We start from the raw sequence: 24,785 nt of genomic DNA, 5'->3' as shown, positions 1-24,785 counted from the left end.
AGTCTAGCGATCGGCGTACTATCCCTCTATGGATGAGCAGGAACGCGCACGACTACGGGCAGCCATTGAGGCCGCCGAAGGGGGCGCCCCAGATCCCGCCGCAGTGGACGCGCTCATGCGCCGCATGCTGACGGAGAGTCGCACCATTGCGGTCGTCGGCGCCTCCCCGCGCCCAGACCGCCCCTCCCACGGCGTCCTGCGCACACTCGCCGCAGCTGGCTGGCAGATCCTCCCGATCAACCCAATGCCAGAGGCGCTGCGCGACGGGGTGGCGGGCCTCCCCTGCTTCCCAACGCTGAGTGCCGCTGCCGTCTCACTCCCAGTTGGCGAGCGGATCGATCTCGTTGATGTCTTTCGGCGCTCCGAGGAGTGCGAGGAGATTGCACGCGAGGCCGTCGCGATTGGTGCAGGTGGACTCTGGCTTCAGCTTGGAGTGATTAGCCCGGCCGCTGCGCAGATCGCCAACGAGGCATCCATGCTGTTCGTACAAGACCGTTGCCCCGCCATTGAGATGCCGCGTCTCGGCATCTCTGGCCCAAACACCCGAGCCTCGGCATGACCACCAATTGGGTAGCGCTCCTACCCGCAGAGACCGCAAAGCGCATGTCACAAATCTGGATCCCCGTCGGACTACCGGGATTCTCTGGCGCCGAGAAGGCTCGTTGGAACGCACTCCTCAACGAGCGCTTCGGCACAGATGGCTGGCGGATCTCGCACCTCGTGCGAGGCGAGATCGTGCCGCGAGCCGTAGCCATCCTCGAGTACGAAGAGGCATATCGACGCTACCTGCACGACCGGCCTGATCTGGTGAACTTCTTGGTAGAGGCTTGCGGCAACGTGTACGACGACAATCCGACCAACGTCTACGACAACGATTACGAGCAGCCGCACACCGCTATGAACCACTACCAAGACATTTCGGTGCGGCGCGTCATTGCCGAACTTGTTGACAATCCCGCCTGGCCAACGGTTACGGCAACACCAGATGAGACCGTAGAACTTCTCGATTTTGGCACCGGTGAGCGTGTGACCGCGCCGCGAGCCAGCGGCTTCCGCGGCGACGGGCTGCTGCAGATCCGTGATCCCCTCTCCCCTGGGTACCTACTCAACCCGGCGGTCGTGCCCGCGCACGATCCGGCACTGATCAGCTCAGTCCCTGGGCGACGCGAGTGGTATCACGACGAAGGATGTGGCCACCTCTCCATTGAGGCGTTCTGGCAGTCGAGCAAAGTTGTAGAGGTGCGCCTAGATCGGTTCCTCGCCTCTGGTGACGACCGATCCGCGCCGCTTGCGGGGCTGTGACAAGCATCCTCTTCGGCACCGCGAGTCGCGATCGCTATCTCGAGAGCGGCCGCACCCTCCCAGGTGGAGGAGTGTTGAACATGGCGTACCACTGGGCGGCTGCCGGCAAAGAGTTCCTCCTCCAGACGCGGATCGGCTCGAGCGACCAGGACCTGTTCGTGGAGTTCCTTCAGCGCAATGAGATTCCGCATCTCCCTGCGTCCCTCGTCGCGCCTGGAGAGAGCTCCTCCATCGATATCCGTATCGGAGCAGACCGCCAACCCCAGATGGACAACTACATTGAGGGCGTGTGGGAGTTGGTGCACTGCACCACAGAAGAGCTGGCCTCGCTTGCTACTGCAACCCATTGGCATACCGTCCTCGTCGAAGGAGCCATTGACGAGCTGGAACGCCTCTCATCGTCTGGGCACCTTGAACATGTGATGGTCAGTGCCGATTTCCTTGGGTTTCGCCATTACACGCCGGAGCGCTTCCGCGAGACGTTGGTGCACATTAATCTCGCCTTTATCGGCTGGCCCGGCGCACGCGAGGACGCGTCACTCGCAGAGGTGCGCCGCTTCGTTCTCGATGCTCGGAAGGTAGCCGTCGTGACACTTGGGGCGCAGGGGGTCCTAGTCGTTGACGGTGAGAAACAGACCGAGACGTTCTATCCCACCGTGGCAGTCCCTGTGGCGGGGAGCACCATCGGGTGTGGGGATGCCTTTATCGCAGCGTTCTTGTTGGCGCACCAGGCTGGTGCCTCATTAGGTGAGTCCGTCGCCGCCGGACAGGCGGCGGGGGCTGCCGCCACCGCGTGGAGCCTCCCGCTCCCTGACGCAGCGTACGGAGACTAGGTCAACAGGGCGAGCAGGATTCCTGCGGCCGCAGCAATGCCAACGCCCGTCAGGCGGCGCAGGCGATTGACGATGAGTTCACCCTCAAGACGATCGGCAAGATCGGGGCCGCTCCCGGGTGTGCCGCGCCACGCCTCATAGCGCGTTGCTGCGCCGACGCGGTTCGCCCACTCCGTTCGCGCTCGGAGCAGAGGTGGGAGTCGACGTGCCAGATAGAAAAACCCCGCGATACCAATGCCGCCCACGAAGAGTCGAACGAGGTCGAGCACTTAGGCGTCCAGCAGGTCCTTGAAGAGAGCTCCAAGTTGGGCTGCATCCCCACGCCCCTTGCTCGCCTTCATCGCCTGGCCAACCAAGAAGCCGATCGCCTGCTGCTTCCCCGCCTTCCAGTCGGCGAGCGCCTGCGGATTCGCGGCGAGTACCTCGGCTGCGAGCTTCTTCAATGCACCGTCGTCGCTAATCTGCCCGAGGCCGCGCTCGGCGATCGCCGCGCGCACATCGAAGCTGCCGCCGAGTAGTTCGGCAAAGAGCTCCTTCCCTGTGGTGCCGTTGATCTCCTTGTGCGAAACAGCCCCGATCAGCGCGGCGAACTGGACCGGATCTGGTTCGGCAGCCCCCTCGTTTGCTGCTCGGAGATACTCGCCCGTCACCCAATTTGCGAGCGTCTTCGCGTCGATCGTTGCGTCCGCAGCGCGTGACGCCTCGAAGAGCGCAGCGGCACGTGGCTCCCCAACAAGAACGGCGGCGTCATATTCGGAGAGCGCGAGCTGCTCCACATAGCGTGCTCGCCGCGCCGATGGGATCTCTGGGATGCTCGCAACAATGCCAGCCAACCAGGCTGGCTCGATCGAAAGTGGTGGCAGGTCAGGCTCAGGGAAGTAGCGATAGTCGTGCGAGTTCTCTTTCGCGCGCATCGTGTAGGTGCTGTCGCTCGACTCATCCCAGCCGCGCGTCTCTTGCGTGACCGTTCCGCCCGACTCAAGGACTTTGGCCTGCCGCGCAATCTCAAAGGCGATCGCCTTCTCCACCGACCGGAAAGAGTTCATGTTCTTCACCTCGGTGCGCGTGCCAAACGGTGCATCTTCGCTTGGGCGGATCGAGACGTTCGCCTCGACGCGCATCTGCCCGTTCTCCATCTCCGCATCGGCGGCACCGATCGTGCGGAGCAGGAGGCGCAGCTCTTCGGCGTAGCGTCGGGCCGTCTCCGCGTCGCGAATGTCTGGTTCGGTCACGATCTCAAGGAGCGCGACACCCGATCGGTTGTAGTCGATGAGGCTGGAGCGCTTCCCGTCACCCCCCTTTTCGTGACGCAAGCGCGCCGTATCCTCTTCCAGGTGGGCGCGGCGAATGCGCACGCGACTCGTTCCGGCGCTCGTCGTGACCTCAATGGTTCCATGCTCAGCGAGCGGGAAGTCAAGTTGACTGATCTGATACCCCTTCGGCAAATCTGGGTAGAAGTAGTTCTTGCGATCCCAGATCGTGGTGGCCGGCGCGGCGGCACCGATCGCGGCACCAACGGCAAGCACCTTCTCGATCGCGGCCCGGTTCGGCACTGGAAGTGCGCCAGGGAGCCCGAGACAGGTTGGGCAGGTCTTGCTGTTTGGCAGGTCGCCCTCGGCCGGAATCGCGCAGGGGCAGAACATCTTCGTCACCGTGCGGAGCTGCACGTGCACCTCAATGCCGATCACCGCATGCCAGGTCATACCGCCACCCCGCGTGCCTTGGCAACGAACCGACCGATGCGGACAAGTGCCTCGCGTAGGTTCTCTTCCGACGTGGCGTAACAGATGCGCACGTGGCCAACGCCGCTGGCCCCGAACGAGGAGCCTGGGATCACAGCAACGCGCTCCTCGGTGAGGAGGCGCTCGGCGAACTGTTCGTCGGTGAGCCCTGTGGAGCGAATGTCGGGGAAGGCGTAGAAGGCGCCCTGCGGTGCGCCCGTCGGCAGGTTTAGGGCGGCGAGGCCATCGAGCACGATGGTGCGACGTCGCGCGTAGGCGGCGCGCATCTCTTCGAGCGCTGGCTCGCCGTTCGTGAGCGCTTCAAGGGCTGCATCCTGCCCAATCGTTGGCGCGCTCATGATCGCGTACTGGTGGATCTTGACCAAGCCCGCAACGATCTCCTTTGGCGCACAGAGGAAGCCGACGCGCCACCCCGTCATGGCGTACGACTTCGAGAAGCCGCCGATCAGGATGGTGCGCTCGCGCATCCCTGGGTAGGCCGACATTGCGCGGTGCGCCGGCCCCTCGTAGACGAGTCGGTCATAGATTTCATCGCTAATCACCAGCAGATCACGTGCCACGGCGATCTTGGCGAGCGCCTCGCGGGTTGGCTCGTCGAGGGTGGCCCCCGTTGGGTTCGCCGGATAGCCGAGGAAGAGCGCCTTGGCGCTGGCCGCCGCGGAATCTACGGCATCGGGGTGCAGGCGCCAGTTGTCGCTGCCGCTCGTCGCCACCGGTACGGCGGTACCACCCGCAAAGACGACCGCAGGGAGGTAGGCAACGTACGAGGGCTCTGGCAGCACGATGCGATCGCCCGTACCGATGACCCCGCGAACGGCAAGATCGACAGCCTCAGAGGCGCCGACCGTGATGATGATCTCGCTCTCTGGGTCGTAGCTCACGCCTGAGCGCTCCTGAATCTTCGCGGCAATAGCGCGGCGAAGCTCAATCGTTCCGTAGTTCGAGGTGTAGTGGGTGCGTCCGGCGCGCAGGCTCGCCACAGCGGCCTCAATGATGTGCGGTGGGGTATCGAAGTCGGGCTCCCCCACGCCGAGGCTGATCACGTCGCTCATCGTTGCGGCGATGTCAAAAAAGCGTCGGATACCAGAGGGCGACACCGCGTGAACACGATCAGCAAGTGCGCGCTTTGCGAAATCACTCACGCCGCACCTCCACCGAGCTTGGCGAGATCATGCGGCGCCATCGCGCGCCATGCTGCTGTTGCCGTGAGCGCCTCATAGCCGGCCGAGATGCTGAGCAGTTCGGCTTCGGACCACGCCTTACCGATCAGCTGCAGCCCCACCGGAAGGTTCTCGGAGAGGCCGCACGGGATGCTCACCCCGGGAAGGCCTGCCATGTTCGCTGGCAGGGTGCAGGCGTCAGCGAGATACATGGAGACCGGATCGCTCATCTTGGCGCCGAACTTCCAGGCGACCTGTGGGCTCGTCGGCGCAACGATGGCGTCGAAGCCCGCCGCCCAGATGCGATCAAAGTCGCGCGCGATGAGGGTGCGCACCTTCTGCGCCTTCACGTAATAGGCGTCGTAGTAGCCGGCGGAGAGTGCGTAGGTGCCCAACATGATGCGTCGTCGTACCTCTGGGCCAAACCCACGGCCGCGCGTCTCGAGGTAGCCGTTCAGCAGATCTCCACCGCCGTGCGTTGATGCGCCGTAGCGAATGCCGTCGTAACGGGCAAGGTTTGCTGAAGCCTCTGCTGGCGCAACGATGTAGTAGGTCGCGAGCGCATGCTCCGTAGTTGGGAGACTGACCTCTTCGACGATCCCGCCTGCAGCCTCAAGCGCCGCAACCGCATCGCGCACAGCGCGTTCAACACCAGCCTCCATGCCAGTAACGAAGTACTCCTTCGGCAGGGCAAATCGCTTGCCGCGAATGGCGGACGCCGCAGCATCACCGCTCGGGAGGCTCAGCAGCGCCGCATCAAGCGGACTACGCGAGCTGGTGGCATCATGCGCATCGACACCAGCAATTGTGTGCAGCAGGAGCCCTGCATCCTGCGCCGTGCGCGCAAATGGCCCGACCTGATCGAGCGATGATGCAAAAGCAACGATGCCGTAGCGCGAAACACGACCGTAGGTCGGCTTCATGCCGACAATGCCGGTGAGGCTGGCGGGCTGACGAATGGAGCCACCCGTATCGGTGCCAATGGAGAGCGGGGCATGGAACGCGGCCACAGCGGCGGAGGATCCGCCCGACGATCCGCCCGGCACGCGATCAATGTCCCACGGATTCACCGTCTTCTTGTATGCCGAGAACTCGGTCGATGATCCCATCGCAAACTCGTCCATGTTGGTCTTGCCAAGAATCACTGCACCCGCCTCCTTCAGCCGCGCAGCGATGGTTGCGTCGTAGGGGCTGATGTACCCCTCCAGGATTCGCGAGCCCGCAGTGGTGGGCGTTCCGGTGAGGTTGACGAGATCTTTCAGTGCAACGGGGACGCCAAGGAGTGCCGGGAGTTCGTTGAGCGCCGCGGCACCAGCGGCACGTGCGGCTGCGTAGCGCGCATCAGCGCGATCGGCCTCCGCGCGCGCCTCTTCGTGCCGAAGATGGAGCCATGCGCCAAGGACGCCATCCTCTCGTTCAATGGCGGCAAAGAGTTCGTCGGTGGCGGCGCGCGAGGTTGCGGCACCCGATTGGAATCCGGCACGAAGCTCTGTTGCGGTTGCGCGGCGGAGGCCCTCCCCGCTCATCCGTCGGCCTCCTCGGAGAGAATCGCCTGCACGCGCACAAAGTCGCCGCTCCGCGCTGGTGCGTTCTGGAGGGCATCGTCAACGGGGAGAGAGGGCTCAGCGACGTCGTCACGCAGCGGCATCGCCTGGACCATCGTCTGTGCGCTTGGCGGCACGCTCGAGGTGTCAACGTCGGCGAGGTGCGCCCACTGCTCGAGGATCAGGTTCAGATCACCCTGAAGCTTCCCCAACTCATCGCTGGTGAGGCCGAGGCGTGCCAGTGCGGCGACGTGTTCTACTTCGGCACGGGTTAGGTCACTCATGCGGGAATCCTACCCGCCCGACGGCTCAACCCCTAGGAGCGCGACGAATCCCACCTCATCAACGATCCGAATGCCGAGCTTCTCAGCAGCGGCGCGCTTGGAGCCCGCCTTCTCCCCTGCCACGAGCAGCGTCGTCTTTGCAGTCACCGCATCGGCAACCGTACCCCCCGCCGACTCGATCCGATCCTGCGCCTCGCGACGGCTCCAGCCTGTCGCCGTGAGGGTTCCCGTTACGACCACCACCTCGCCTGCGAGCGGACCGCCCGTCACGGTTGGCGCGACCGCGGCGGGGTGGGCGACGAGCCCGGCGTCAAACAGGTCTTCGAGTGATTCGCCCGCTAAGCCTGTGGTGAACGCGGAGGCGATGCTCTCTGCGACAACCGCTCCGACGCCTGGGATTGCGGTGAACTCCTCGGCAGACATGGAGCGCAGGGCGGCGAGCACGGCGCGACCCCACGCTGACCCACTAATTGGGGGGACGCGGCGCTGGAGTTCCGCTGCGAGATCCTTCGCCGTCGCCTCACCAACATGGCGAATGCCAAGCGCAACCAGAACACGCCACAGCTCTCGGCTTCGTCGCGCTTCGATCGTGCCGAGAACGTTGCTGATGCGATTCGGCCCCTCGCGGCGAGACCCGTCACTCAAACTCCCCATGCGGTCCAGCCCATCGAGCTGTTCGGCGGTCAAGCGATAGAGATCGCCAATGCGGCGAACCACGCCACGCTCCACGAGTTGCGCAAGCAGCTTCTCGCCGACGCCCTCAAGATCGAGCGCGCCACGACCAACTGCATAGCGCAGCGTTTCGAAATTCTGCGCTGGGCAGGCGCGGTTCGGACAGCGATGGCGCACCTCGTCTCGAACCACCGCAGCGTTGCAGGATGGACAGTGCGTTGGCATGGTGAACTCTGGTAGAGGCGAGGTCCGGCGCTCAGCAAGCCCCCGCACCACCTCAGGGATTACATCGCCCGCCTTTTGCAGTACCACAATGTCCCCAACGCGAACATCCTTGCGGCGAATCTCATCGATGTTGTGCAACGTGGCTCGACGCACGGTTGATCCGGCAACCAGGACAGGCTCCATCTCCGCCACTGGAGTCAGATAACCGGTGCGCCCCACCTCCACACTGATGCCGAGGAGTCGCGCCGTTACCTGCTCCGGCGGGAACTTGTAGGCGATCGCCCACTTTGGTGAGCGCGCGATGTAGCCGAGCTGTTCCTGGTCGGCAACCGCATCGACCTTAAGTACTGCCCCATCCGTCTCGTACTCCAGGGTGCGGCGCTTCTCCACCCACTCAGCGAGGAACGATGCGGCACTCGCTCCAGTAAGGCCAGCGCGGGCGTTCTGCTCGGTGGGGAAGCCAAACTCATGGAGCCGGCGGAGCGCTGCACTCTGCGCGGATGAAGCTGGCTCTTCGAAGAGCTGATAGGCGAAGAACGAGAGATTGCGCTTGGCCGTGATCGCAGCATCTTTCTGCCGGAGTGATCCAGCAGCTGAGTTGCGCGGATTAGCATACAGAGGGAGATCGGCGGCAGCCCGCTCCGCATTCAGCGCGGCGAATGACGACTTAGGCATGTAGATCTCACCGCGGACTTCGCAGCTCACTGGCTTCTTAAGCGTTGCAGGAATCGCCCGAATCGTCCGCACGTTCGCCGTGACATCTTCTCCGGTGGTGCCGTCTCCGCGGGTTGCGGCACGCACGAGGGCGCCGCGCTCATAAATGAGGCTGATCGCAAGTCCATCGATCTTTAGTTCAGCGACGAGCTCGGGCTCACGTCCGCCGAGTCCCTTCGCCGCGCTGGCAGCGAAGTCGGCGACCCCTTCGGGCGAGAAGGCGTTCGAGAGGCTCAGCATCGGGCGCTCGTGACGTACCTCGGTCAGCTTCACGGCCAACTCCACCCGATCATCCGCACTCGCCCCAACACGCTGCGATGGCGAGTCTGGCGTAACGAGCTCGGGATGTGCCATCTCGAGGGCGTTGAGCTCAACGCGCAGCGCGTCGTATTCTGCGTCTGCGATCGTTGGCGCATCCTCAACGTAGTAGCGACGATCCGCCTCATCAATGGCCGCAACGAGTTCGCAGTAGCGTGCTGCTGGCGCGGGTACCTTGCCGCTCATCCCTGCACCTCCAGGTTCGCAATGCTTGCCGCAAGCGTCTTCACTCCGGACCCGGCGAAGGCGATCGTGACCTCCTCATCGTGACGGGTCAACTTCGACGTGACGACGATCCCCTCGCCGAACGTCCCGTGCAGCACGCGGTCACCATCACGGAAGTAGCGCTCACCCGGGATCCGCACGCGAACTGGCGCAGCGACGCGTGGCCGCAGTGGCGGGAGCACCGGCATGCCAGCCGCCTGCGGTGGAGCACTTGCTGCGCCACGACCCGTTGCCGCCCACGGGGGAATCCGACCGACCGGCTGAAGCAGCTCAGGCGCCTCGCCAATGAATTCGTCGTCATCCGGCGCATCGTCAATCCCATCGGTATCGGGCACGCGAAGCGAGCCGGAGCGCGCACCAGCGCTGTAGGCACGCCGCCGCGCCTCTAGGTCGCGCCCAGGGCGGAATGCGCCGCTCGGCGCACCCGGTGTGCCGCTCCCCTCGCGCCACGCCTCGCCGCCAGCGAATCCTGCACGCGCCGAGCGGAAGCCACGGCCGAACCGCGTCTCGCCGTCGGCACGTGGGTCGTCGTCGTTTGCCACATCGAGCAGCTCCTCCGGGATCTCCGCGAGAAAGCGCGACGGCGCACCGTCGCCATCACCCCATCCGCGACGGAGGGCGTACGAGAGATTGAGGCGACGCTTTGCGCGGGTGATGCCGACGTAGCAGAGGCGCCGCTCCTCCTCCATCTGCTCCTGGTCCATAAGAGAACGACTGTGCGGGAAGAGCCCTTCGGTCAACCCAGAGATAAAGACGGTTGGCCACTCGAGGCCCTTCGCCGCGTGCAGGGTGATCAGCGTCACGCGTTCCGCATCGCCATCAAAGGCATCCTGATCGGCGACCAGCGCCGTGTCCTCCACGAAACGGTCGAGTGCGTCGAGTGGGGCGAGCTCCATGAATCGCCCCGAGATGCCGCGGAGCTCAAGAAGGTTCGCCCAACGCTCCTCCCCCTCTACACCCTCCGAGGCGAGATGCGCACGCAGGCCGGACTCCGAATAAACCCCATCCAGCAGTTCCGGCAGCGTTACGGCGGCAATGCGATCGCGTAGTCGGCTGATCACATCGGCGATGCCCGCAAGGGAGTTCCGTGCGCGTGTGTTCACACCAGCCACTTCGCCTCGCCCAGCGGCAGCGATGACGTGTCCGTAGGGGGTTCCGTCGGGCGCACTGATGCTCGGCGCCGCAGCGGCGCGCAGCAGTTCTATCGTCCTATCACCGATTCCCCGTGGTGGCACATTGAGAATGCGCTCATACGAGATTCGGTCAGTGTCGCTGCGCAGCACGCGGAGCCAGGCGAGTGCATCCTTCACCTCGCGGCGCTGGTAGAAGCGTGTGCCGCCGATCAGCTGATACGGAATGCTCGAGCGCAGGAGTGCCTCTTCAATTGCGCGCGACTGTGCATTGGTGCGATACAGGATGGCGATGCCGTTCAGGCTGTCGGGCTCTGGTGCATCCGCGCGACGACCGGTCACCACGGCGGAAGCCTCTTCAATGCGCCGAACGATCCAGGCCGCCTCATCTTCGGGATCAAACGCGCCATAGACGGTGATCTGATCACCACCCTCAAGATCGGTCCAGAGTTTCTTCTTCTTGCGACCCTCGTTGTTCGAGACGACGCCGTGTGCTGCATCGAGGATTGTTTGCGTTGAGCGATAGTTCTGCTCAAGTGGAACAACTTCAGCCGTTGGCCAGTCACGTTCAAAGTCGAGAATGTTGCGAATGTCAGCCCCGCGCCAGCTGTAGATGGATTGATCGTCGTCTCCCACCACACAGAGGTTCCCGTGTTTAGCCGCAAGCTCGCGAACCCAGGTGTATTGGATGCGGTTGGTGTCCTGGTACTCATCAACGTGCAGGTACTCCCACTTCGCTCGATAGCGATCGGCCACGGCGGGTGCCTCCTGCAGCAGGCGCAGCCCTTCGAGGAGCAGGTCATCAAAGTCGACAGCGTCGAGGCGCTTCAGCTCGGCGGCATAGCGACGCGCAAATCGGGCGACGAGGCGCTCGTGATGGGTGATCGCACGATCCTCCATCTGGTCAGCGTTGAGGCCGTCATTCTTGGCGCGGCTGATTGCGCCAAGGATCAGGCTCGGCTTCGTCTCGCCGGTTGCGGGGAGGTCATCCTCTTTGAGGAACCCCTTGATCACCCGCGCCTGATCGTCGGCGTCGTAGATCGTGAAGCCCTTCGGCAGCCCGATCGCCTCGCCGTCGCGACGCAACATGCGGGCGCAGAGGCTGTGGAAGGTGCCCATCGCCACATCGCGCGCCGCCTCACCTATCATCTCGTGGAGGCGATCGCGCATCTCGGCGGCGGCCTTATTCGTAAAGGTCACCGCAAGGATCTTCCACGGGGCGACGCCCTCGTGCTGGATCAGCCAGGCGATGCGGTGCGTGATCACCCGCGTCTTCCCTGAGCCGGCGCCTGCGAGCACCAGCAGTGGGCCCGCAGTTGTCGTTACCGCGCGTCGCTGCGCCTCGTTCAGCGGGGCAAGGATCCGCTCCTGAACGGCGCTGAGGGCGGCCCCCGTCAGCTGGGCGCGACGCGGGAGGGAACGCTCCGCCGGCGATGGTTCACCCGTGGGATCAAGGGGGAGGTTCACCCGAGTATTCTACCGCCCGCCACCCTCCGCCCACGAAAAACGAAGAGGACCCTCGGCCCCGCCGAGAGTCCTCTTCACTAGGTGCGAGGTAGGTGCTAGAAGTCCATCTCGCCGCCGTGGGCGTGGCCACCTGGCGCGCCAGACTCCTTCTTCTCTGGGATGTCGCTGACGACCGCCTCGGTCGTGAGCACCATCGCGGCAACCGACGCGGCGTTCTGCAGGGCAGATCGTGTCACCTTCGCGGCGTCAACGATCCCCTTCTCGAACATGTCGACCATCGTGTCGGTCGACGCGTCGTAGCCGGTCCCCTTCTTCGCCTTCAGGATTGCCTCGATCACGACGTCGCCACGGGCGCCGGCGTTCTCTGCGATCTGACGGGCTGGAGCTTCAAGGGCGCGGCGGACGATGTCCACCCCGACCTGCTCGTCACCCTCGAGCTTGATCTTGTCGAGCGCACCGCGCGCCTGCAGGAGCGTGGTGCCACCACCGGCGACGATTCCCTCTTCAACGGCCGCGCGGGTCGTTGAGAGAGCATCCTCGATGCGGTGCTTCTTCTCCTTGAGCTCGACCTCGGTGGCGGCGCCAACCTTGATCACTGCGACGCCGCCCGAAAGCTTGGCGAGGCGCTCCTGGAGCTTCTCCTTGTCGTAGTCCGACGTGGTCTCCTCAACCTGCGCCTTGATCTGCGCCATGCGCGCCTTGATCTCGGCAGGCTTCCCCGCACCATCGACGATGGTCGAGTTGTCCTTTGTTGCGACGACGCGTCGTGCGGTGCCGAGGTCCTCGGCCGTCACGCTGTCGAGCTTGCGGCCAACCTCTTCCGAGATCACCGTTCCGCCGGTCAGCACCGCGATGTCGCGGAGCATCTCCTTGCGTCGGTCGCCGAAGCCTGGCGCCTTCACTGCAAGCACCTGTACGGTGCCGCGAATCTTGTTCACCACGAGCGTGGCGAGTGCCTCACCGTCAACATCCTCAGCGATGATCAGGAGTGGTCGACCGGTGCCGACCGCCTTCTCAAGGGCTGGGAGTGCATCGGCAACGGCCGAAATCTTCTTGTCGGTAATGAGGATCGCTGGATTGTCGAGCTGTGCCTCCATGCGATCCGAGTTCGTCACGAAGTAGGCAGAGATGTACCCGCGGTCGAACTGCATCCCCTCGGTGTACTCCTTGTCGAGTCCGAGTGACTGCCCCTCTTCCACGGTGATCACGCCGTCCTTGCCGACCTTCTCCATCACTTCGGCGATCAGCTCGCCGACGCTTGGATCAGCGGCAGAGATCGAGGCGACGGCAGCGATCTGCTCGCGCGTCTCGACCTTGCGTGATTGTGCCTTGATCTCGGCCACAACGGCGGCGACCGCCTTGTCGAGACCGCGCTTGATTACCATCGGGTTTGCACCGGCGGCAACGTTACGCAGGCCCTCAGTGACGAGCGCCTGTCCAAGCACGACGGCGGTGGTGGTGCCGTCACCAGCCACATCGTCTGTCTTCGTTGCGACTTCCTTTAGAAGCTGCGCGCCCATGTTCTCGAAGTGATCTTCCAACTCAATGTCACGTGCAATCGTGACGCCGTCGTTGGTGATGGTTGGTGCGCCAAACTTCTTGTCGAGCACCACGTTGCGACCCTTCGGGCCGATCGTGACCTTGACCGTGTCGGCGAGCTTGTCGATGCCGCGCTTGAGCGCTCGTCGTGCCGCCTCATCAAATACCACCTGCTTTGCCATTGGGTCTCTCCTTCTCTATCTACGTTGGGTTACTTGGGCCTTCGTGGAATTAGTCGATGACGGCCAAGATGTCCTTGGCGCCAACGATGAGGAACTCATCGCCATCGATCTTGAATTCGGTGCCGGCATACTTTGCGTGCAGGACGCGGTCGCCCACCATCACGTCAATCGGCTCGCGCTTCCCGTCATCAAGAATGCGGCCTGGTCCAACAGCGACGACTTCGCCCTCCTGTGGCTTCTCCTGCACCGTGTCGGGCAGGATGATGCCGCTGGCAGTCTTCTCATCGCGGGGGACTGGCTTCACGACGACGCGGTCGCCGAGGGGTCGGAGTGCTGCCTTCTTGGCCATCGGTAGAACCTCCTTGTGGGCGGGTGTGCCGCCCCTGAACACTTGTGCCTGCGCGCGAGGCACGTGCGGAGATGTTAGCACTCGAGGGCTTAGAGTGCCAACTCCAAGCGTGGAGGAGCGCCGCTCCCGCGTGGAAAAATGCGGTCGAAGTTCTCCGCAATGGCACGAGCGAGCGGCTCAATCGGCTCGCCGCGACGCTCCGCGATCCACGCCAACGTCAGGGCAACGTTCGCCGGCTCATTGCGGTGCGGATCTGGTGCCCCCGGCATGGTCAGCCACGGCGCGTCGGTTTCGGTCAGAAGTCGATCGCGTGGGATCAGCGTGACCCACTCCCCCGTCGCCGACTCCTCGGGGCGGAAGGCGAGCCCCGAGATGGAGATGGCCCCGCCAAGCGCGAGTGCCTCCTCTACATAGGCGGCGCTCCCTGAGGCGCTGTGCAAAACAAATGGAGCGCGACCACCGAACGCCGTCACGCCACCAGGCGCGCCGATCGCTGAGCGCTTGAGCGTTGCCAGGAGCTCGCGCTGTGCCTCGTCACCATCACCGAGCGATCGGCAGTGCAGGATCAGCGGCTTGCCCAGTGCCGCTGCAGCATCGATGTGCGCCTCGAGGTTTTCGATCTGATCCGCGAGCGGCGCGAAGTCACGCTTCGTGTCGAGACCAGTCTCGCCAATGGCCACCACGCGAGGGTCGGTCGCCCGCGCGAGCAGCGCTGCTCGCCCTGGAGCATCGGTAACGGCGGTGTACGGATGAATGCCAATCGCAAGATCTGCCCACGGCAGATCTGGAGCGATCCGAAAGGCACCCACAGAGCTCTCGATGCCGTACGACGGAATCAGGAGTCGGACCACTCCCGCATCGCGTGCGCGCTCAGATACCTGCTGGTAGTCATCGTTAAAGCGATCGGCCTGCAAGTGCCCGTGTGCGTCAGTCAGCAGCGGCATCGAGCGCATCAGCCTCTAGTCGTGGGAAGAGTGGCTCTGGTGCGCCGAGTGGTCCAGTCGCGCCTAGTGCCCCCCAGGCGCCGATCTCATCGAGCGACGGACCGTTGTGCCCGTTCGCGTCGTACGGCCAGCTGCGACCAAGCAGCGTCCAGATCTTTGCGGCGATAGAGGGCATCACCGGCCCTGCATAGAGGGAGATAAGGCGACACGACTCGAGTAGATCGCCAAGCACGCCGCGGAGTTTCTCCTCAGCGGCGGCGTCACCCAGCTTTGCTGCCTTCGCGAGCTCCCACGGCTTTTCGGTATCGACGAACTTGTTTGCCACGCCGACGAAGCCCCAGAGCGCACCGAGCCACTCATGCAGTGCATTGCGCTCGAGCGCCGCGATCGCCTCGCGTCGCGTCTCCTCCCAAGCAGCACCGAGGGTTGATGCGGCAGCCGGGCGCGGGAGCGGCGCATCGGTGAAGGCGCGGCTCGCCAGCGTCGTCGCGCGATTGACTAAGTTCCCAAAATCATTGGCGAGTTCGGAGTTGTAGCGACGAATGATGGAGTCCCAGCTCACGTCGCCGTCGCGATCAAAGGGCACCTCGCGCAGCGCAACGAAGCGTGCCCCGTCAGCGCCAAGTGCAGCGACCGCATCATCTGGATCGAGGAAGTTGCCGCGGCTCTTGCTCATGCGCTCGCCGCTGGAGAGGAGCCAACCGTGCACCCAGATCTTCTTCGGCGCCTCAAGCCCGGCGCTCCACAACATCGCCGGCCAGAACACGGAGTGGAATCGATTGATGTCCTTGCCGATAATGTGTAGATCGGCCGGCCACCATGGCGACCCAGCAGGCTCCGCCGGGAAGCCAGCACCAGTGAGGTAGTTGATCAGCGCGTCGTACCAGACGTAGATGGTCCCCGCCGTTGGATCGCCTTCGCCAGTCGCGCTCAGTGCGCTACTCCCATCTTCGTAGATTGGGAATGGGATCCCCCACGTTGCCCCTTCGCGGCTAATCGAGAAATCTTCCAGCCCCTGTCGCACGAAGCCGAGCATCTCGTTGCGACGATATTCGGGCTGAACTGGCGATGGATCCTGCGTCAACCAGGCCTCAAGACGCTCCTGGTAGGCGCTGAGTTTAAAGAACCAGTTGCGCTCGGTGAGCCACTGCAGCGGGATGCCTGGATGGTTGGGGCAGACGGTCTTGTCGCCCTCCTTCACCACGTCATCGGCGTTGCGGAACCCTTCGTTCGGGCAGTACCAGCCTTCATAGCTGCCGACGTAGATATCTCCTGCGGCAAACGAGCGTCGGACCATCTCCTGCGCGGCGAGGGTGTGGTCGGCGTCGGTGGTGCGAATGAATCGGTCGGGGCTAATCAGCAGCTGCGCCTCGCTCGCCTGGAAGAGGGCAACCTTGGCGTCAACGAAGGCCTTCGGTGTCACCCCCTCTTCTGCGGCGCGGGCGGCGATGTTGACCGAGTACTCGTCCGTGCCCGTCAGGAAGCGCACCTCGTCGCCGCGCATGCGGCGCCAACGGGCGATGGCATCGGCGCCGATCACCTCATAGAGCGTGTGCAGGCCAGGCTTGTTATTGGCATACGCGATGGCCGTTGTTAGGAAGTACCGCATCGTCGGCGATTGTCGCAGAAGAGCGCGACCCCAGCGCGATACGCCCGCAGTATCCGCACCGTGGGAGGGTGCCAGAGCAGGCGTACGGCTCCTGCGGGTCACGTGATCCGGGCCGCCGCCGCACAAGGAGGCGCAATGAACAAGGTCATGCTCGCTGGCAGGATCACCAAGCCCGTCGAATTGAAAACGCTCCCCTCAGGCTCCAAGGTCGCGGTGGGGAGCGTCGCAACCCATGACTTCCGCGGCGGCGAGGAGCGCACGGAGTTCCATCGCCTCGTCTTCTGGGAGAAGCTCGCTGAGATTGCCGCCGCCCATCTGCAGGCCGGCTCGCTGGTGAGCATCGACGGCCGCCTTAAGACCCACGAGTGGGAGAGCGAAGGGTCGCGCCGCTGGATGACCGAGGTGATCGTTAATCGCCTGGAATTCCTCGGTCCAAAGCCGCAGTCCGGTGACCCGGTGGCACAAGGGTCAGAGCCGACTGATCTCGGTGAGGCCGAGTACGGCGAGGAGATCGCGCCAGTTCGCGCCTAGCGCTCGTCGTCGACGCTCTCTGGCGCCGCGTCGTCATGGGCGAGGTTCCAGAGGCGTCGACGCTCAAGCCCCCACAGAGTGGCGATACGTCGGATCGCCGCGCTGCGCGACTCACCCGCCTTCACAGCGCGCCCCACAAGTTCGAGTGCTGCCGCATAAGGGCCCTCGGGATCATTGGTGCTAAGTAGATCCGCAGCCGCCTGCGCACCGACAACTATGACGAACTCACCGCGCGCATCAATCTCTCCAGCGCTCACCGCCGCTGCGAGCTCGCCGAGGGTGCCACGGCGAATCTCCTCATGCAACTTGGTGAGCTCTCGACAGATTGCTCCCACGCGGTCGTCGCCGCACACGCGCGCCAGATCGACCAGTGTCGCGGCCACACGCGGCCCCGCTTCATAGATCACGGTGCCGCGCTCATCAGCCGCAATCGCACCGAGTACCTTCGTGCGGTCAACGCCACTGCGCGGCAGGAAACCTTCAAATGACCAGCGTGGGGAGGTGACGCCCACTGCGACGACCGCCGCGAGTAGTGCGGATGCGCCGGGGATAGGGATCACGCGGATCCCTGCAGCGACGGCAGCGGCAACGAGCGTTCCCCCTGGGTCACTAATTAGTGGCGTGCCAGCGTCGCTGATGAGCGCGACAGCGGTGCCAGACTGCAGCCGGGCGATGATCGGCGCAACTCGGTCGGCCTCATCAAAACCTGGAAGGGCCGTCACCTCTGTCTGGACGCCAATGCTAGCGAGGAGCGGGCGAGAGACACGCGTGTCTTCGGCAACGATCAGTCCAACCTCGCGAAGCACTGCCGCTGCGCGCGGCGTGAGATCGGCGAGATTACCGATCGGGGTGGAGACGATATGCAACGCCCCAAGCGTTGCGCCGCCGCCGCGCAGGTCGTCAGTCAATCTTCGGGCGCCGCCGAGGGTAGAGATAGTCGCTCCCACTGCTCCGCCCCCCAACCTTTGCGATTGGCGGCATCTGGCGCTTGAACTCCGATTGACGAATCATCTCACTCACCCGTAAGACAAATTCGCGATCAAAGCCCTCCGCAATCACGTCCTCAAGCGGAAGGCGACGGTCAACGATGCGGTAGAGCACGCGATCAAGGGTTGGGTAATCAAATCCACCCTCACCCTCGTCGGTCTGACCCGGCCAAAGATCGGCGCTCGGTGCCTTCTCAATGATCTGCGTCGGTACGCCGAGGTGGCGTGATAGCTCGCGCACCTGCGCCTTGTACAGATCGCCGATTGGGTTGAATGCCGAGGCGGCATCGCCGAAGATCGTGGAGTAGCCGATCAGCATCTCGCTCTTGTTCCCCGTGCCGACCACTACCCCACGGTGCACGGCGGAGCGGTCATACAGCGTGATCATTCGCAATCGCGCCGCTATATTCCCCCGACGCACTGGGGTTACGCTCTCGCCCGCGGGCAGGTTCGCGATGAGTGCCGCCAACGGAGCCTCAATCGAGATCAGTTCGCTCTGGCAGCCGAGGTCGCTCACGATCGCCTCCGCATCAGCCCTCGAGTTGGGCGATGACGCCGCGGTTGGCATCAGCACAGCCACCAGACGATCTGCGCCGATGGCTGCGGCGGTCAGGTAGGCAACCAGCGCGGAATCAATGCCGCCGGAGAGGCCGAGGAGAACTCGCTCGGCGCCGGTGCTCGCCACGTGCGAGGTGATGAAGGAGCGGCACATGGCCGCGACCATTTCGGGGTCAATCGCGAGTTCGTCGTGAGGTGCACTACCGCTCTCGCCTCTCATTAGGTTGCCTATGCCTCCTCGAGGCCGGCGCGGGTGGCGATGATGCGGTCGTATTCGCGGCGCGTCAGCTCCAGACGCTCATCACGCAGGAGTGGGAGTGCGCTGCGGGCGCGTGCCACCTCGTCAAGATCGATCTCGGCCAAGAGGAGCGCCTCTTCGAAGAGCGGCGCCTCTGCGAGCACGACACCGTCGGGCCCGATCACGCGCGAGCCACCCCAGAAGATAAGTGACTCGTCGACGCCGACCCGGTTGGTGAAGGCAACATAGGAGGTCGTGAGCGCCGCGGTCGCACGAAGCAGGGTGCCCCAGGATGCTGCGGAGCCGAGCCCCTGATCGGCATCCACGCTCGCACCGCGCGCTGGCCCCGCCGCCACGTTGATGAGGAGCTCGGCTCCGTCCTGCGCAAGGATTGACGGCAGCGTTGGATGCCAGAAGTCCTCGCAGACGCCGATGCCGATTCCGACATCGCCCTGAACCGCTGATCCACCAAGGGTCACCCGGGTCGCGCGGATTGCGTCGCCCGCCGCGAGGAAACGCCGCTCATCAAAGAGTCCGTACGTTGGTAGATAGCACTTGCGCGCCACATGTCGCACCTCACCACCCTCTAGTAGGGCGGCGGCGGCGAAGAGTCGATGGTCATCGGTCGACTCAACAAATGAGACAACCGCAGAGGGGCCGCCGCTCGTCAGCGCCGCCAGCTCCTGCAGTCGCGGATCGCTGCGTCGCATCGCAACCTCAGGTGCGAGGTCTTGCAGTTGATACCCGGTAAGGCTGAGCTCAGGGAAGATCACAATGTCGGCGCCCTCCGCACGGCCCTCTGCGATTTTCGCTTGATGCACGGCGAAGTTGTGCACGAGGTCACCAAGCGCTGGGGCAATTTGCGCGAGGGCGAGCACTCTGCGTCTCATCGGCTGCTACTTTTGCAAGTCCCACGTCTGGATTGCCCACGCGTATAACGGGCTTTGCACATCTGCTGTTTTAGTCGCCCAGGTGAAGCGGTTCCGAAGCAGCGCATAAGAGGGATCCCCCCAGAGGAGGAGATACGGTCGCTCACTCCGTCGAAGCGCTTGAAGGGTGGCGTAGATACCAACGCGAGCGCTAACGCTCCCAGCTGATAATCCTTGGGCCAGGAGCTGATCGACGCCCGAGCTCGACCAGCACACGAAGTTCTTCCCAGCAGGTGCCCCTTCGGTTGGGCAGGCGCTGGAGGCGAAGATATCCGAGTCATCGGGATCAAGGCTCCACTGCCACGCGCCGAGATAAAGATCAAAGTCGTTTGGGTAGCGCAGCCTTGGCGCGATGTCCGTGGTGAACGGAAGTTCGGCGACGGTGAGTGCGATACCGCACTCAGCAACCTGGTCAACGATCAGTTGGGCCGCACGGGTTCGCATAACCTGACCCTCACGAACGATGATTTCCGCCTCAAGTCGCGTACCACCGCGAGCGAAGACTCCATCCTGACCTGCGACCCATCCATCGGCGATAAGTGCGGCGCGCGCACCAGGAACATCGCGCGTGGCCTCTGCTGCGGCAGGGTTCTCAGCCGCCCACGAGGTAGGCGCCACGGTGCTAGAGATCTTGATCCCTGTCTCATCTGTTGCGCCTGTGATGATTGCTGGCAGGTCGACGCACGAGGCGAGGGCTCGGCGGGTAACGCTGCTGGCGAAGAGGCGCCCTTCTCGTGTGTTGAACGCAAGGTAGTTGTAGCCGCGGAGCGACGCTGTATGGAGCAGCGTGGCATCGTCGCTGACGTTCAGGCCAGCTACATCTGCGGCTCGAAGGTCAGGGGCCCAATCAATCGAGCTCCCCTGAAAGGCCTTCACCACACCGGCGGGCGATGCGAAGACCGTCAGTGTCATGCCCGACATGGGCGGCGCGCCAAGGGCGAACCCCTTGAAAGCGGCGAGCTGCACGAAGGCACCGGGCACGCGCTCCACGAATTCGTACGGTCCCGCGCCGACAGGTGAGCTCTGTACGTCAAGAAGTGGGAACGCGGCGCCGAGTTGCCCCTCAGTTGGTGCGAGGAGGAGTCCCTCCAGCGCAGCCAGCCGCACGTAGAGCGCTCGTGCGTACTGTTCGTCGTCGCGGCTCCCCGTCGGCTCGCCAGCGCTGCTGAGTTGCGGATAGCCGCGTGGGTCTGGCAGATCGAGGCCAGCGTCGGCAAGGGTGCGCTCCAACTCGGTAACGCGCGATGCATAAGTGCAGTTTGCCCCCCCCGAGGCGGCGCATCCGCCGCCGTCAATATCGGCGGCAATGTTCTCGCGGGTCAGGGAGACCGCATTGCGATCTGCCGTTTGCACCTTGGCTTGGAGTCGTGCCAGTGATGCGGTGAGGGTGGCCTTGGGGAGGATGGGGATGGTGAGTCCGCGCGTCTGCCAGGGTGCCCAAGGCGACTTCAAGGTGAACGTGAGCGCACCATCGGCCCCCGCCTCCACTGAGGCCAGGTGATTCCCAACCACGGCGCAAATGTCGCTCACAAGCGGACAGCGCGTGGAGGCTGCAAGTTCATAGCTAAAGATCACATCATCGGTGGTAAGTGGCGATCCATCGTGAAAGGTGAGCCCTGAGCGCAGGGTGACGCGCCACTTCGTGCCGCCTGCCGCACTCGAAGCGTCGCCATCGGCGAGCACTGGGGTTGGCGCGAACGCAGCATCGGCGCGGTAAAGGCCAACGTGGACCATGGAGCCAACGAGGGCGGACGCATCGTCGGAATAGGCGAGCTCTAGGCCGGCGGGCTCACCGACGATTCCAACCTGCAGGGTGCGACCGGAGATGATCGCGCAGCCGGATAACAGGGTTGCCGCCAAGAGAGCTGCCGCAAGGATCTTCAGGCTTCGATGCATCGGCATCTCCCCTCTCACACTCTCGTGGATCGGCGGGTGCCGATCTCCCCACAGGATAAGGGTTTGCCGTGCACTTTTGTGGCGGAGCCACCCGCCCGCACGGATCGCCTATGCGGCGAGGGCCGCGTAGGCGCGCTCGACAAGGCCGCACTCTGTTTGAAAGTCCAGGAGGGCAATCGCCTCCTCCATCGGTACCCAGCGCACCTCATCGAACTCGTGATCCCACTGATCGAACGAACCGCCGATCGCTTCCATCAGGTAGTAGTGCACCGTTTTGTCGATGCGCTCCCCGCCGCGCGTGAACGAGTAGTGAATCGCATCAAAATACGAGAGAATCTGCACCTCAAGGCCCGTCTCTTCGCGCACCTCGCGAAGCGCCGTATCCTCCCGGGTCTCACCCTCTTCAGGGGTCCCCTTCGGGAGTGACCAGATGAAGCCGTCGCGCTCTCGACGACGGCGCCCAATCACGATCTCTGGTCTACCCCCCACACCCCTAATGACGAGGCCCCCAGCCGACATTGCGCTGCGGCGTGTCACTCCCATGCGCTGCTCCCTCACCTAACCGATGGGCGGGCGGCCGGGGCCGTACCCGCAGTGGAGCCGATGGTAGCCTCCGCAGCGGCGGCGCGCTGCCCAAGCGCGGGGGCGCTACCCTAATGCCACGTGTGGCGACGCAGCAGCGGCCGCGCGCAATAGAGGGGAGGGCCCGTGGCAGACCACTTTTCGGCACGACGCTCGCTCGGTGCAGGCCTCCCTGACCGCATCGCCCTTGAGCTCCTCCCGCAGCCTGCAACCCCATGGGGGCAACTCCCGCTGGTACTGAAGATCCTGATCGAAGGTGCCGCCCGGCGCACTGGCGACGGTTTTGTGCAACCAGAGGACCTACACGCCTACCTGGCATGGCGGCCAGGTGCCGCCGCATCGGCGACGGGCGATGAGCGAGAGGTTCCCTTCTCCCCCGCGCGCGTGGTGCTGCAGGACTTCACCGGTGTGCCCGCCGTCGTTGACCTTGCCGCTCTCCGCAACGCAGCGGCTGAGCTGGGCATTGATCCGCATCGCATCAATCCGCAGGTTCCCGCCGACCTGGTGATCGACCACTCGGTGCAGGTTGATCGCTGGGCAACGCGCGAGGCACTCGAGCAGAACGTTGCCAAGGAGTACGAGCGCAACACCGAGCGTTATCAACTCCTACGGTGGGCGCAGGGTGCCTTCGATAAGTTCCGCGTCGTTCCGCCCGGAGCGGGCATCGTGCACCAGGTCAACCTGGAGAACCTCGCCACCGTTGTTCGCGTTGAAGAGGTTGACGGTACGCCACTCGCCTTCCCTGACACCTGCGTCGGCACCGACTCGCACACCACCATGATCTCGGGCCTCGGCGTGCTCGGCTTCGGCGTCGGTGGCATCGAAGCCGAGGCAGTCCTGCTTGGCGAACCACTCTTCTCGCCCATCCCCACCATCGTGGGCCTACGACTCACTGGGCGGCTCCCAGCGGGAACCACGGCGACAGATCTCGTTCTTACCGTGACCGAGCGACTCCGCGGGCACGGCGTGGTTGGTGCCTACGTTGAAGCGTTCGGCGACGGCCTTGCAGCGATCTCCCTTGCTGATCGCGCAACGATCGCCAACATGTCGCCAGAGTTCGGCGCAACGACAACACTCTTTCCGATCGACGAGATCACCCTCGACTATCTAACAACAACTGGTCGCAGTAGCGAGAGCATCGCCCTTGTTGAAACGTACGCCAAGGCGCAGGGCTTGTGGCGCACCGCTGGCGCCGAGCCGCTCTACGACGCAATTGTTCATGTCGATCTTGGCGGGGTGGTTCCGTCGTTGGCTGGACCAAGACGTCCGCAAGATCGCGTAGATCTGCCGAATCTCGGGGCGAGCTTCGCCGCCGCCTACCCGGATCGTGCCGGCGCAGGTGCACATCACGCCACTGCAGCGGCCACAAGCGGCAACTACGAGCTGCATGATGGCGCGGTGGCCATTGCCGCGATCACCTCATGTACGAACACCTCAAACCCATCGGTGATGATCGCCGCCGGCCTCCTCGCCCAGCGTGCCGTTGCGCGCGGCATGCAGGTGCCAGCATGGGTGAAGACGAGCCTGGCGCCAGGCTCCAAGGTGGTGACCGCCTATCTCGAACGCGCGGGGCTCCTTGCACCACTAGAGACACTCGGCTTCAATGTCGCTGGCTACGGCTGCACCACCTGTATCGGTAACTCCGGCCCACTCGACACGGGGGTCTCTGCCGCCATTGAGTCAGGTGACCTCACCGTTGCCGCCGTCCTCTCAGGGAACCGCAACTTCGAAGGGCGCATTCACCCATCGGTACGCGCCGCCTACCTCGCCTCCCCGCCACTCGTGGTGGCACTCGCACTCGCCGGGCGCGTGACGCTTGACCTCACCCAAGAGCCGATCGGTAACAACAAGAGCGGCACCCCCGTCTTCCTGCGCGACCTCTGGCCAAGCGATGACGAGATCGGCACCGCTGTTGCAGCCGCGGCCGACGCTTCGCTCTACCGCAGCAGTTACAAGGATCTCTTCGCGGGCGACGATCGCTGGCGCAACCTTGCGAGCCCAACAGGCGAAACCTACGCATGGGATGCCAGCTCCACGTACGTCTCGCGACCAGCGTTCACAGAGGGGATCACCCCCGAGCCGCAGCCGATTGCCAACATCAGCGACGCACGCGCACTGCTGCTCTTGAGTGACTCCGTGACGACCGACCACATCTCCCCCGCTGGATCGATCCGCATCGACTCCCCCGCAGGCCGCTGGCTCATTGAGCACGGCGTCGCCGCTGGCGACTTCAACTCCTACGGCGCACGACGCGGCCACGACGAGGTGATGATGCGCGGCACCTTCGCCAACATTCGCCTCCGTAACGTACTCGCCGGCGGCAAGGAGGGCCCAATCACGCGCCATCACCCATCGGGCGAGATCCTCGCCGTCGCCGATGCTGCCGCGCGCTACCAGAGCGAAGGGTGCGACCTGATCATCCTCGCTGGGAAGGAGTACGGTTCAGGCTCGTCGCGTGACTGGGCCGCCAAGGGGACGCGCATGCTCGGCGTACGCGCCGTAATCGCACAGTCCTACGAGCGCATCCACCGCTCCAACCTCATCGGCATGGGCGTTCTGCCGATGCAGTTCTTGCCTGGCGAGAGCGCCGAGACACTGGGTCTCACCGGCACCGAGCGCTTCGATATCGCCCGTATTGGCAGCTGCACCGCACGCTCAGAGATTCGAATCACCGCACAGCCCGTCGACAGCACCGATGCACCAACCGGTTCTGCGAAGGAGTTCTCGGCGCTCGTGCGCCTCGACGGCCCCAACGAGGTGAACACCTACCGCAACGGAGGGATCCTGCCAGCGGTGCTGCGAAGGATGGCGAAGAGCAGCTAACTG

General features: G+C 64.3%; 21 protein-coding genes. 5 read left to right on the top strand and 16 right to left on the bottom strand.

The features are described from left to right. Positions 1-28 precede the first annotated feature (28 nt). Genes AC3LCN_RS01170 through AC3LCN_RS01160 form a run of 3 tightly spaced genes read left to right on the top strand, consistent with a single transcriptional unit; the run spans position 29 to position 2,135 of the window. Positions 29-559: a CoA-binding protein gene (locus tag AC3LCN_RS01170; RefSeq protein WP_488648261.1), complete on the top strand. Its 531-nt coding sequence runs from the start codon at positions 29-31 to the stop codon at positions 557-559. Next, a complete protein-coding gene (locus AC3LCN_RS01165; RefSeq protein WP_488648260.1) occupies positions 556-1,302 on the top strand; it encodes a hypothetical protein in 747 nt (248 codons plus the stop codon). Before AC3LCN_RS01170 ends, AC3LCN_RS01165 begins: the two co-directional genes overlap by 4 nt. Then, the gene (locus tag AC3LCN_RS01160) at positions 1,299-2,135 is read left to right on the top strand and encodes a PfkB family carbohydrate kinase (protein WP_488648259.1); all 837 of its coding nucleotides are present in this window, start codon (positions 1,299-1,301) and stop codon (positions 2,133-2,135) included. Before AC3LCN_RS01165 ends, AC3LCN_RS01160 begins: the two co-directional genes overlap by 4 nt. On the opposite strand, the gene AC3LCN_RS01155 is transcribed toward AC3LCN_RS01160, so the two are convergent. From AC3LCN_RS01155 to metG, 11 genes are all read right to left on the bottom strand, one after another. After that, positions 2,132-2,404: a hypothetical protein gene (locus tag AC3LCN_RS01155; protein ID WP_488648258.1), complete on the bottom strand. Its 273-nt coding sequence runs from the start codon at positions 2,402-2,404 to the stop codon at positions 2,132-2,134. The two genes, AC3LCN_RS01160 and AC3LCN_RS01155, sit on opposite strands and share 4 nt — an antisense overlap. Beyond that, positions 2,405-3,838, bottom strand: coding sequence for an Asp-tRNA(Asn)/Glu-tRNA(Gln) amidotransferase subunit GatB (gene gatB, locus AC3LCN_RS01150; protein WP_488648257.1), 1,434 nt, complete (start codon positions 3,836-3,838; stop codon positions 2,405-2,407). Beyond that, positions 3,835-5,019 (bottom strand): aminotransferase class I/II-fold pyridoxal phosphate-dependent enzyme, encoded by a 1,185-nt coding sequence (locus tag AC3LCN_RS01145; protein ID WP_488648256.1) that lies wholly within the window; start codon positions 5,017-5,019, stop codon positions 3,835-3,837. The genes gatB and AC3LCN_RS01145 overlap by 4 nt, the downstream gene beginning before the upstream one ends. Next, positions 5,016-6,563, bottom strand: coding sequence for an Asp-tRNA(Asn)/Glu-tRNA(Gln) amidotransferase subunit GatA (gatA, locus tag AC3LCN_RS01140; protein WP_488648255.1), 1,548 nt, complete (start codon positions 6,561-6,563; stop codon positions 5,016-5,018). The genes AC3LCN_RS01145 and gatA overlap by 4 nt, the downstream gene beginning before the upstream one ends. Continuing rightward, positions 6,560-6,865: an Asp-tRNA(Asn)/Glu-tRNA(Gln) amidotransferase subunit GatC gene (gene gatC, locus AC3LCN_RS01135; protein ID WP_488648254.1), complete on the bottom strand. Its 306-nt coding sequence runs from the start codon at positions 6,863-6,865 to the stop codon at positions 6,560-6,562. Before gatC ends, gatA begins: the two co-directional genes overlap by 4 nt. A gap of 9 nt (positions 6,866-6,874) precedes the next feature. Further along, positions 6,875-8,980, bottom strand: a complete 2,106-nt coding sequence (gene ligA / locus AC3LCN_RS01130) for an NAD-dependent DNA ligase LigA (RefSeq protein WP_488648253.1) — start codon at positions 8,978-8,980, stop codon at positions 6,875-6,877. After that, complete coding sequence (locus tag AC3LCN_RS01125) at positions 8,977-11,616, bottom strand: ATP-dependent helicase (protein ID WP_488648252.1); 2,640 nt, start codon at positions 11,614-11,616, stop codon at positions 8,977-8,979. The genes ligA and AC3LCN_RS01125 overlap by 4 nt, the downstream gene beginning before the upstream one ends. 95 nt (positions 11,617-11,711) lie before the next feature. Continuing rightward, complete coding sequence (gene groL / locus AC3LCN_RS01120; protein ID WP_488648251.1) at positions 11,712-13,337, bottom strand: chaperonin GroEL; 1,626 nt, start codon at positions 13,335-13,337, stop codon at positions 11,712-11,714. Positions 13,338-13,386: 49 nt separating this feature from the next. Beyond that, complete coding sequence (gene groES / locus AC3LCN_RS01115; protein ID WP_488648250.1) at positions 13,387-13,686, bottom strand: co-chaperone GroES; 300 nt, start codon at positions 13,684-13,686, stop codon at positions 13,387-13,389. A gap of 89 nt (positions 13,687-13,775) precedes the next feature. Continuing rightward, the gene (locus AC3LCN_RS01110; RefSeq protein WP_488648249.1) at positions 13,776-14,630 is read right to left on the bottom strand and encodes a TatD family hydrolase; all 855 of its coding nucleotides are present in this window, start codon (positions 14,628-14,630) and stop codon (positions 13,776-13,778) included. After that, a complete protein-coding gene (gene metG, locus AC3LCN_RS01105) occupies positions 14,614-16,239 on the bottom strand; it encodes a methionine--tRNA ligase (protein ID WP_488648248.1) in 1,626 nt (541 codons plus the stop codon). The genes AC3LCN_RS01110 and metG overlap by 17 nt, the downstream gene beginning before the upstream one ends. 135 nt (positions 16,240-16,374) lie before the next feature. Between metG and AC3LCN_RS01100 the strand changes: the two genes are divergently transcribed. Continuing rightward, positions 16,375-16,770, top strand: a complete 396-nt coding sequence (locus AC3LCN_RS01100; protein ID WP_488648247.1) for a single-stranded DNA-binding protein — start codon at positions 16,375-16,377, stop codon at positions 16,768-16,770. Here the strand turns inward: AC3LCN_RS01100 and rsmI are convergent. From rsmI to AC3LCN_RS01075, 5 genes are all read right to left on the bottom strand, one after another. Further along, entirely contained in the window at positions 16,767-17,678 is a 912-nt protein-coding gene (gene rsmI / locus AC3LCN_RS01095) for a 16S rRNA (cytidine(1402)-2'-O)-methyltransferase (protein ID WP_488648246.1), read from the bottom strand. The two genes, AC3LCN_RS01100 and rsmI, sit on opposite strands and share 4 nt — an antisense overlap. Next, a complete protein-coding gene (locus AC3LCN_RS01090) occupies positions 17,671-18,534 on the bottom strand; it encodes an NAD+ synthase (protein WP_488648245.1) in 864 nt (287 codons plus the stop codon). Before AC3LCN_RS01090 ends, rsmI begins: the two co-directional genes overlap by 8 nt. A gap of 8 nt (positions 18,535-18,542) precedes the next feature. After that, positions 18,543-19,442, bottom strand: a complete 900-nt coding sequence (locus tag AC3LCN_RS01085; protein WP_488648244.1) for a nitrilase-related carbon-nitrogen hydrolase — start codon at positions 19,440-19,442, stop codon at positions 18,543-18,545. Positions 19,443-19,448: 6 nt separating this feature from the next. Next, positions 19,449-21,383 (bottom strand): ABC transporter substrate-binding protein, encoded by a 1,935-nt coding sequence (locus AC3LCN_RS01080; protein WP_488648243.1) that lies wholly within the window; start codon positions 21,381-21,383, stop codon positions 19,449-19,451. 102 nt (positions 21,384-21,485) lie between these two features. Further along, positions 21,486-21,920, bottom strand: a complete 435-nt coding sequence (locus AC3LCN_RS01075) for an NUDIX hydrolase (protein ID WP_488648242.1) — start codon at positions 21,918-21,920, stop codon at positions 21,486-21,488. Between the two features lie 165 nt (positions 21,921-22,085). Here AC3LCN_RS01075 and acnA point away from each other — a divergent pair, with 165 nt between their 5' ends. Continuing rightward, positions 22,086-24,782 carry an aconitate hydratase AcnA gene (gene acnA, locus AC3LCN_RS01070; protein ID WP_488648241.1) on the top strand — a complete coding sequence of 899 codons (2,697 nt, stop codon included), beginning with the start codon at positions 22,086-22,088 and terminating at the stop codon, positions 24,780-24,782. Positions 24,783-24,785: the final 3 nt, after the last annotated feature.

The organism is Candidatus Limnocylindrus sp. (assembly GCF_040397215.1).
Classification (GTDB): Bacteria; Chloroflexota; Limnocylindria; order Limnocylindrales; family Limnocylindraceae; genus Limnocylindrus.
This window is presented reverse-complemented; position numbering and strand designations above follow the sequence as displayed.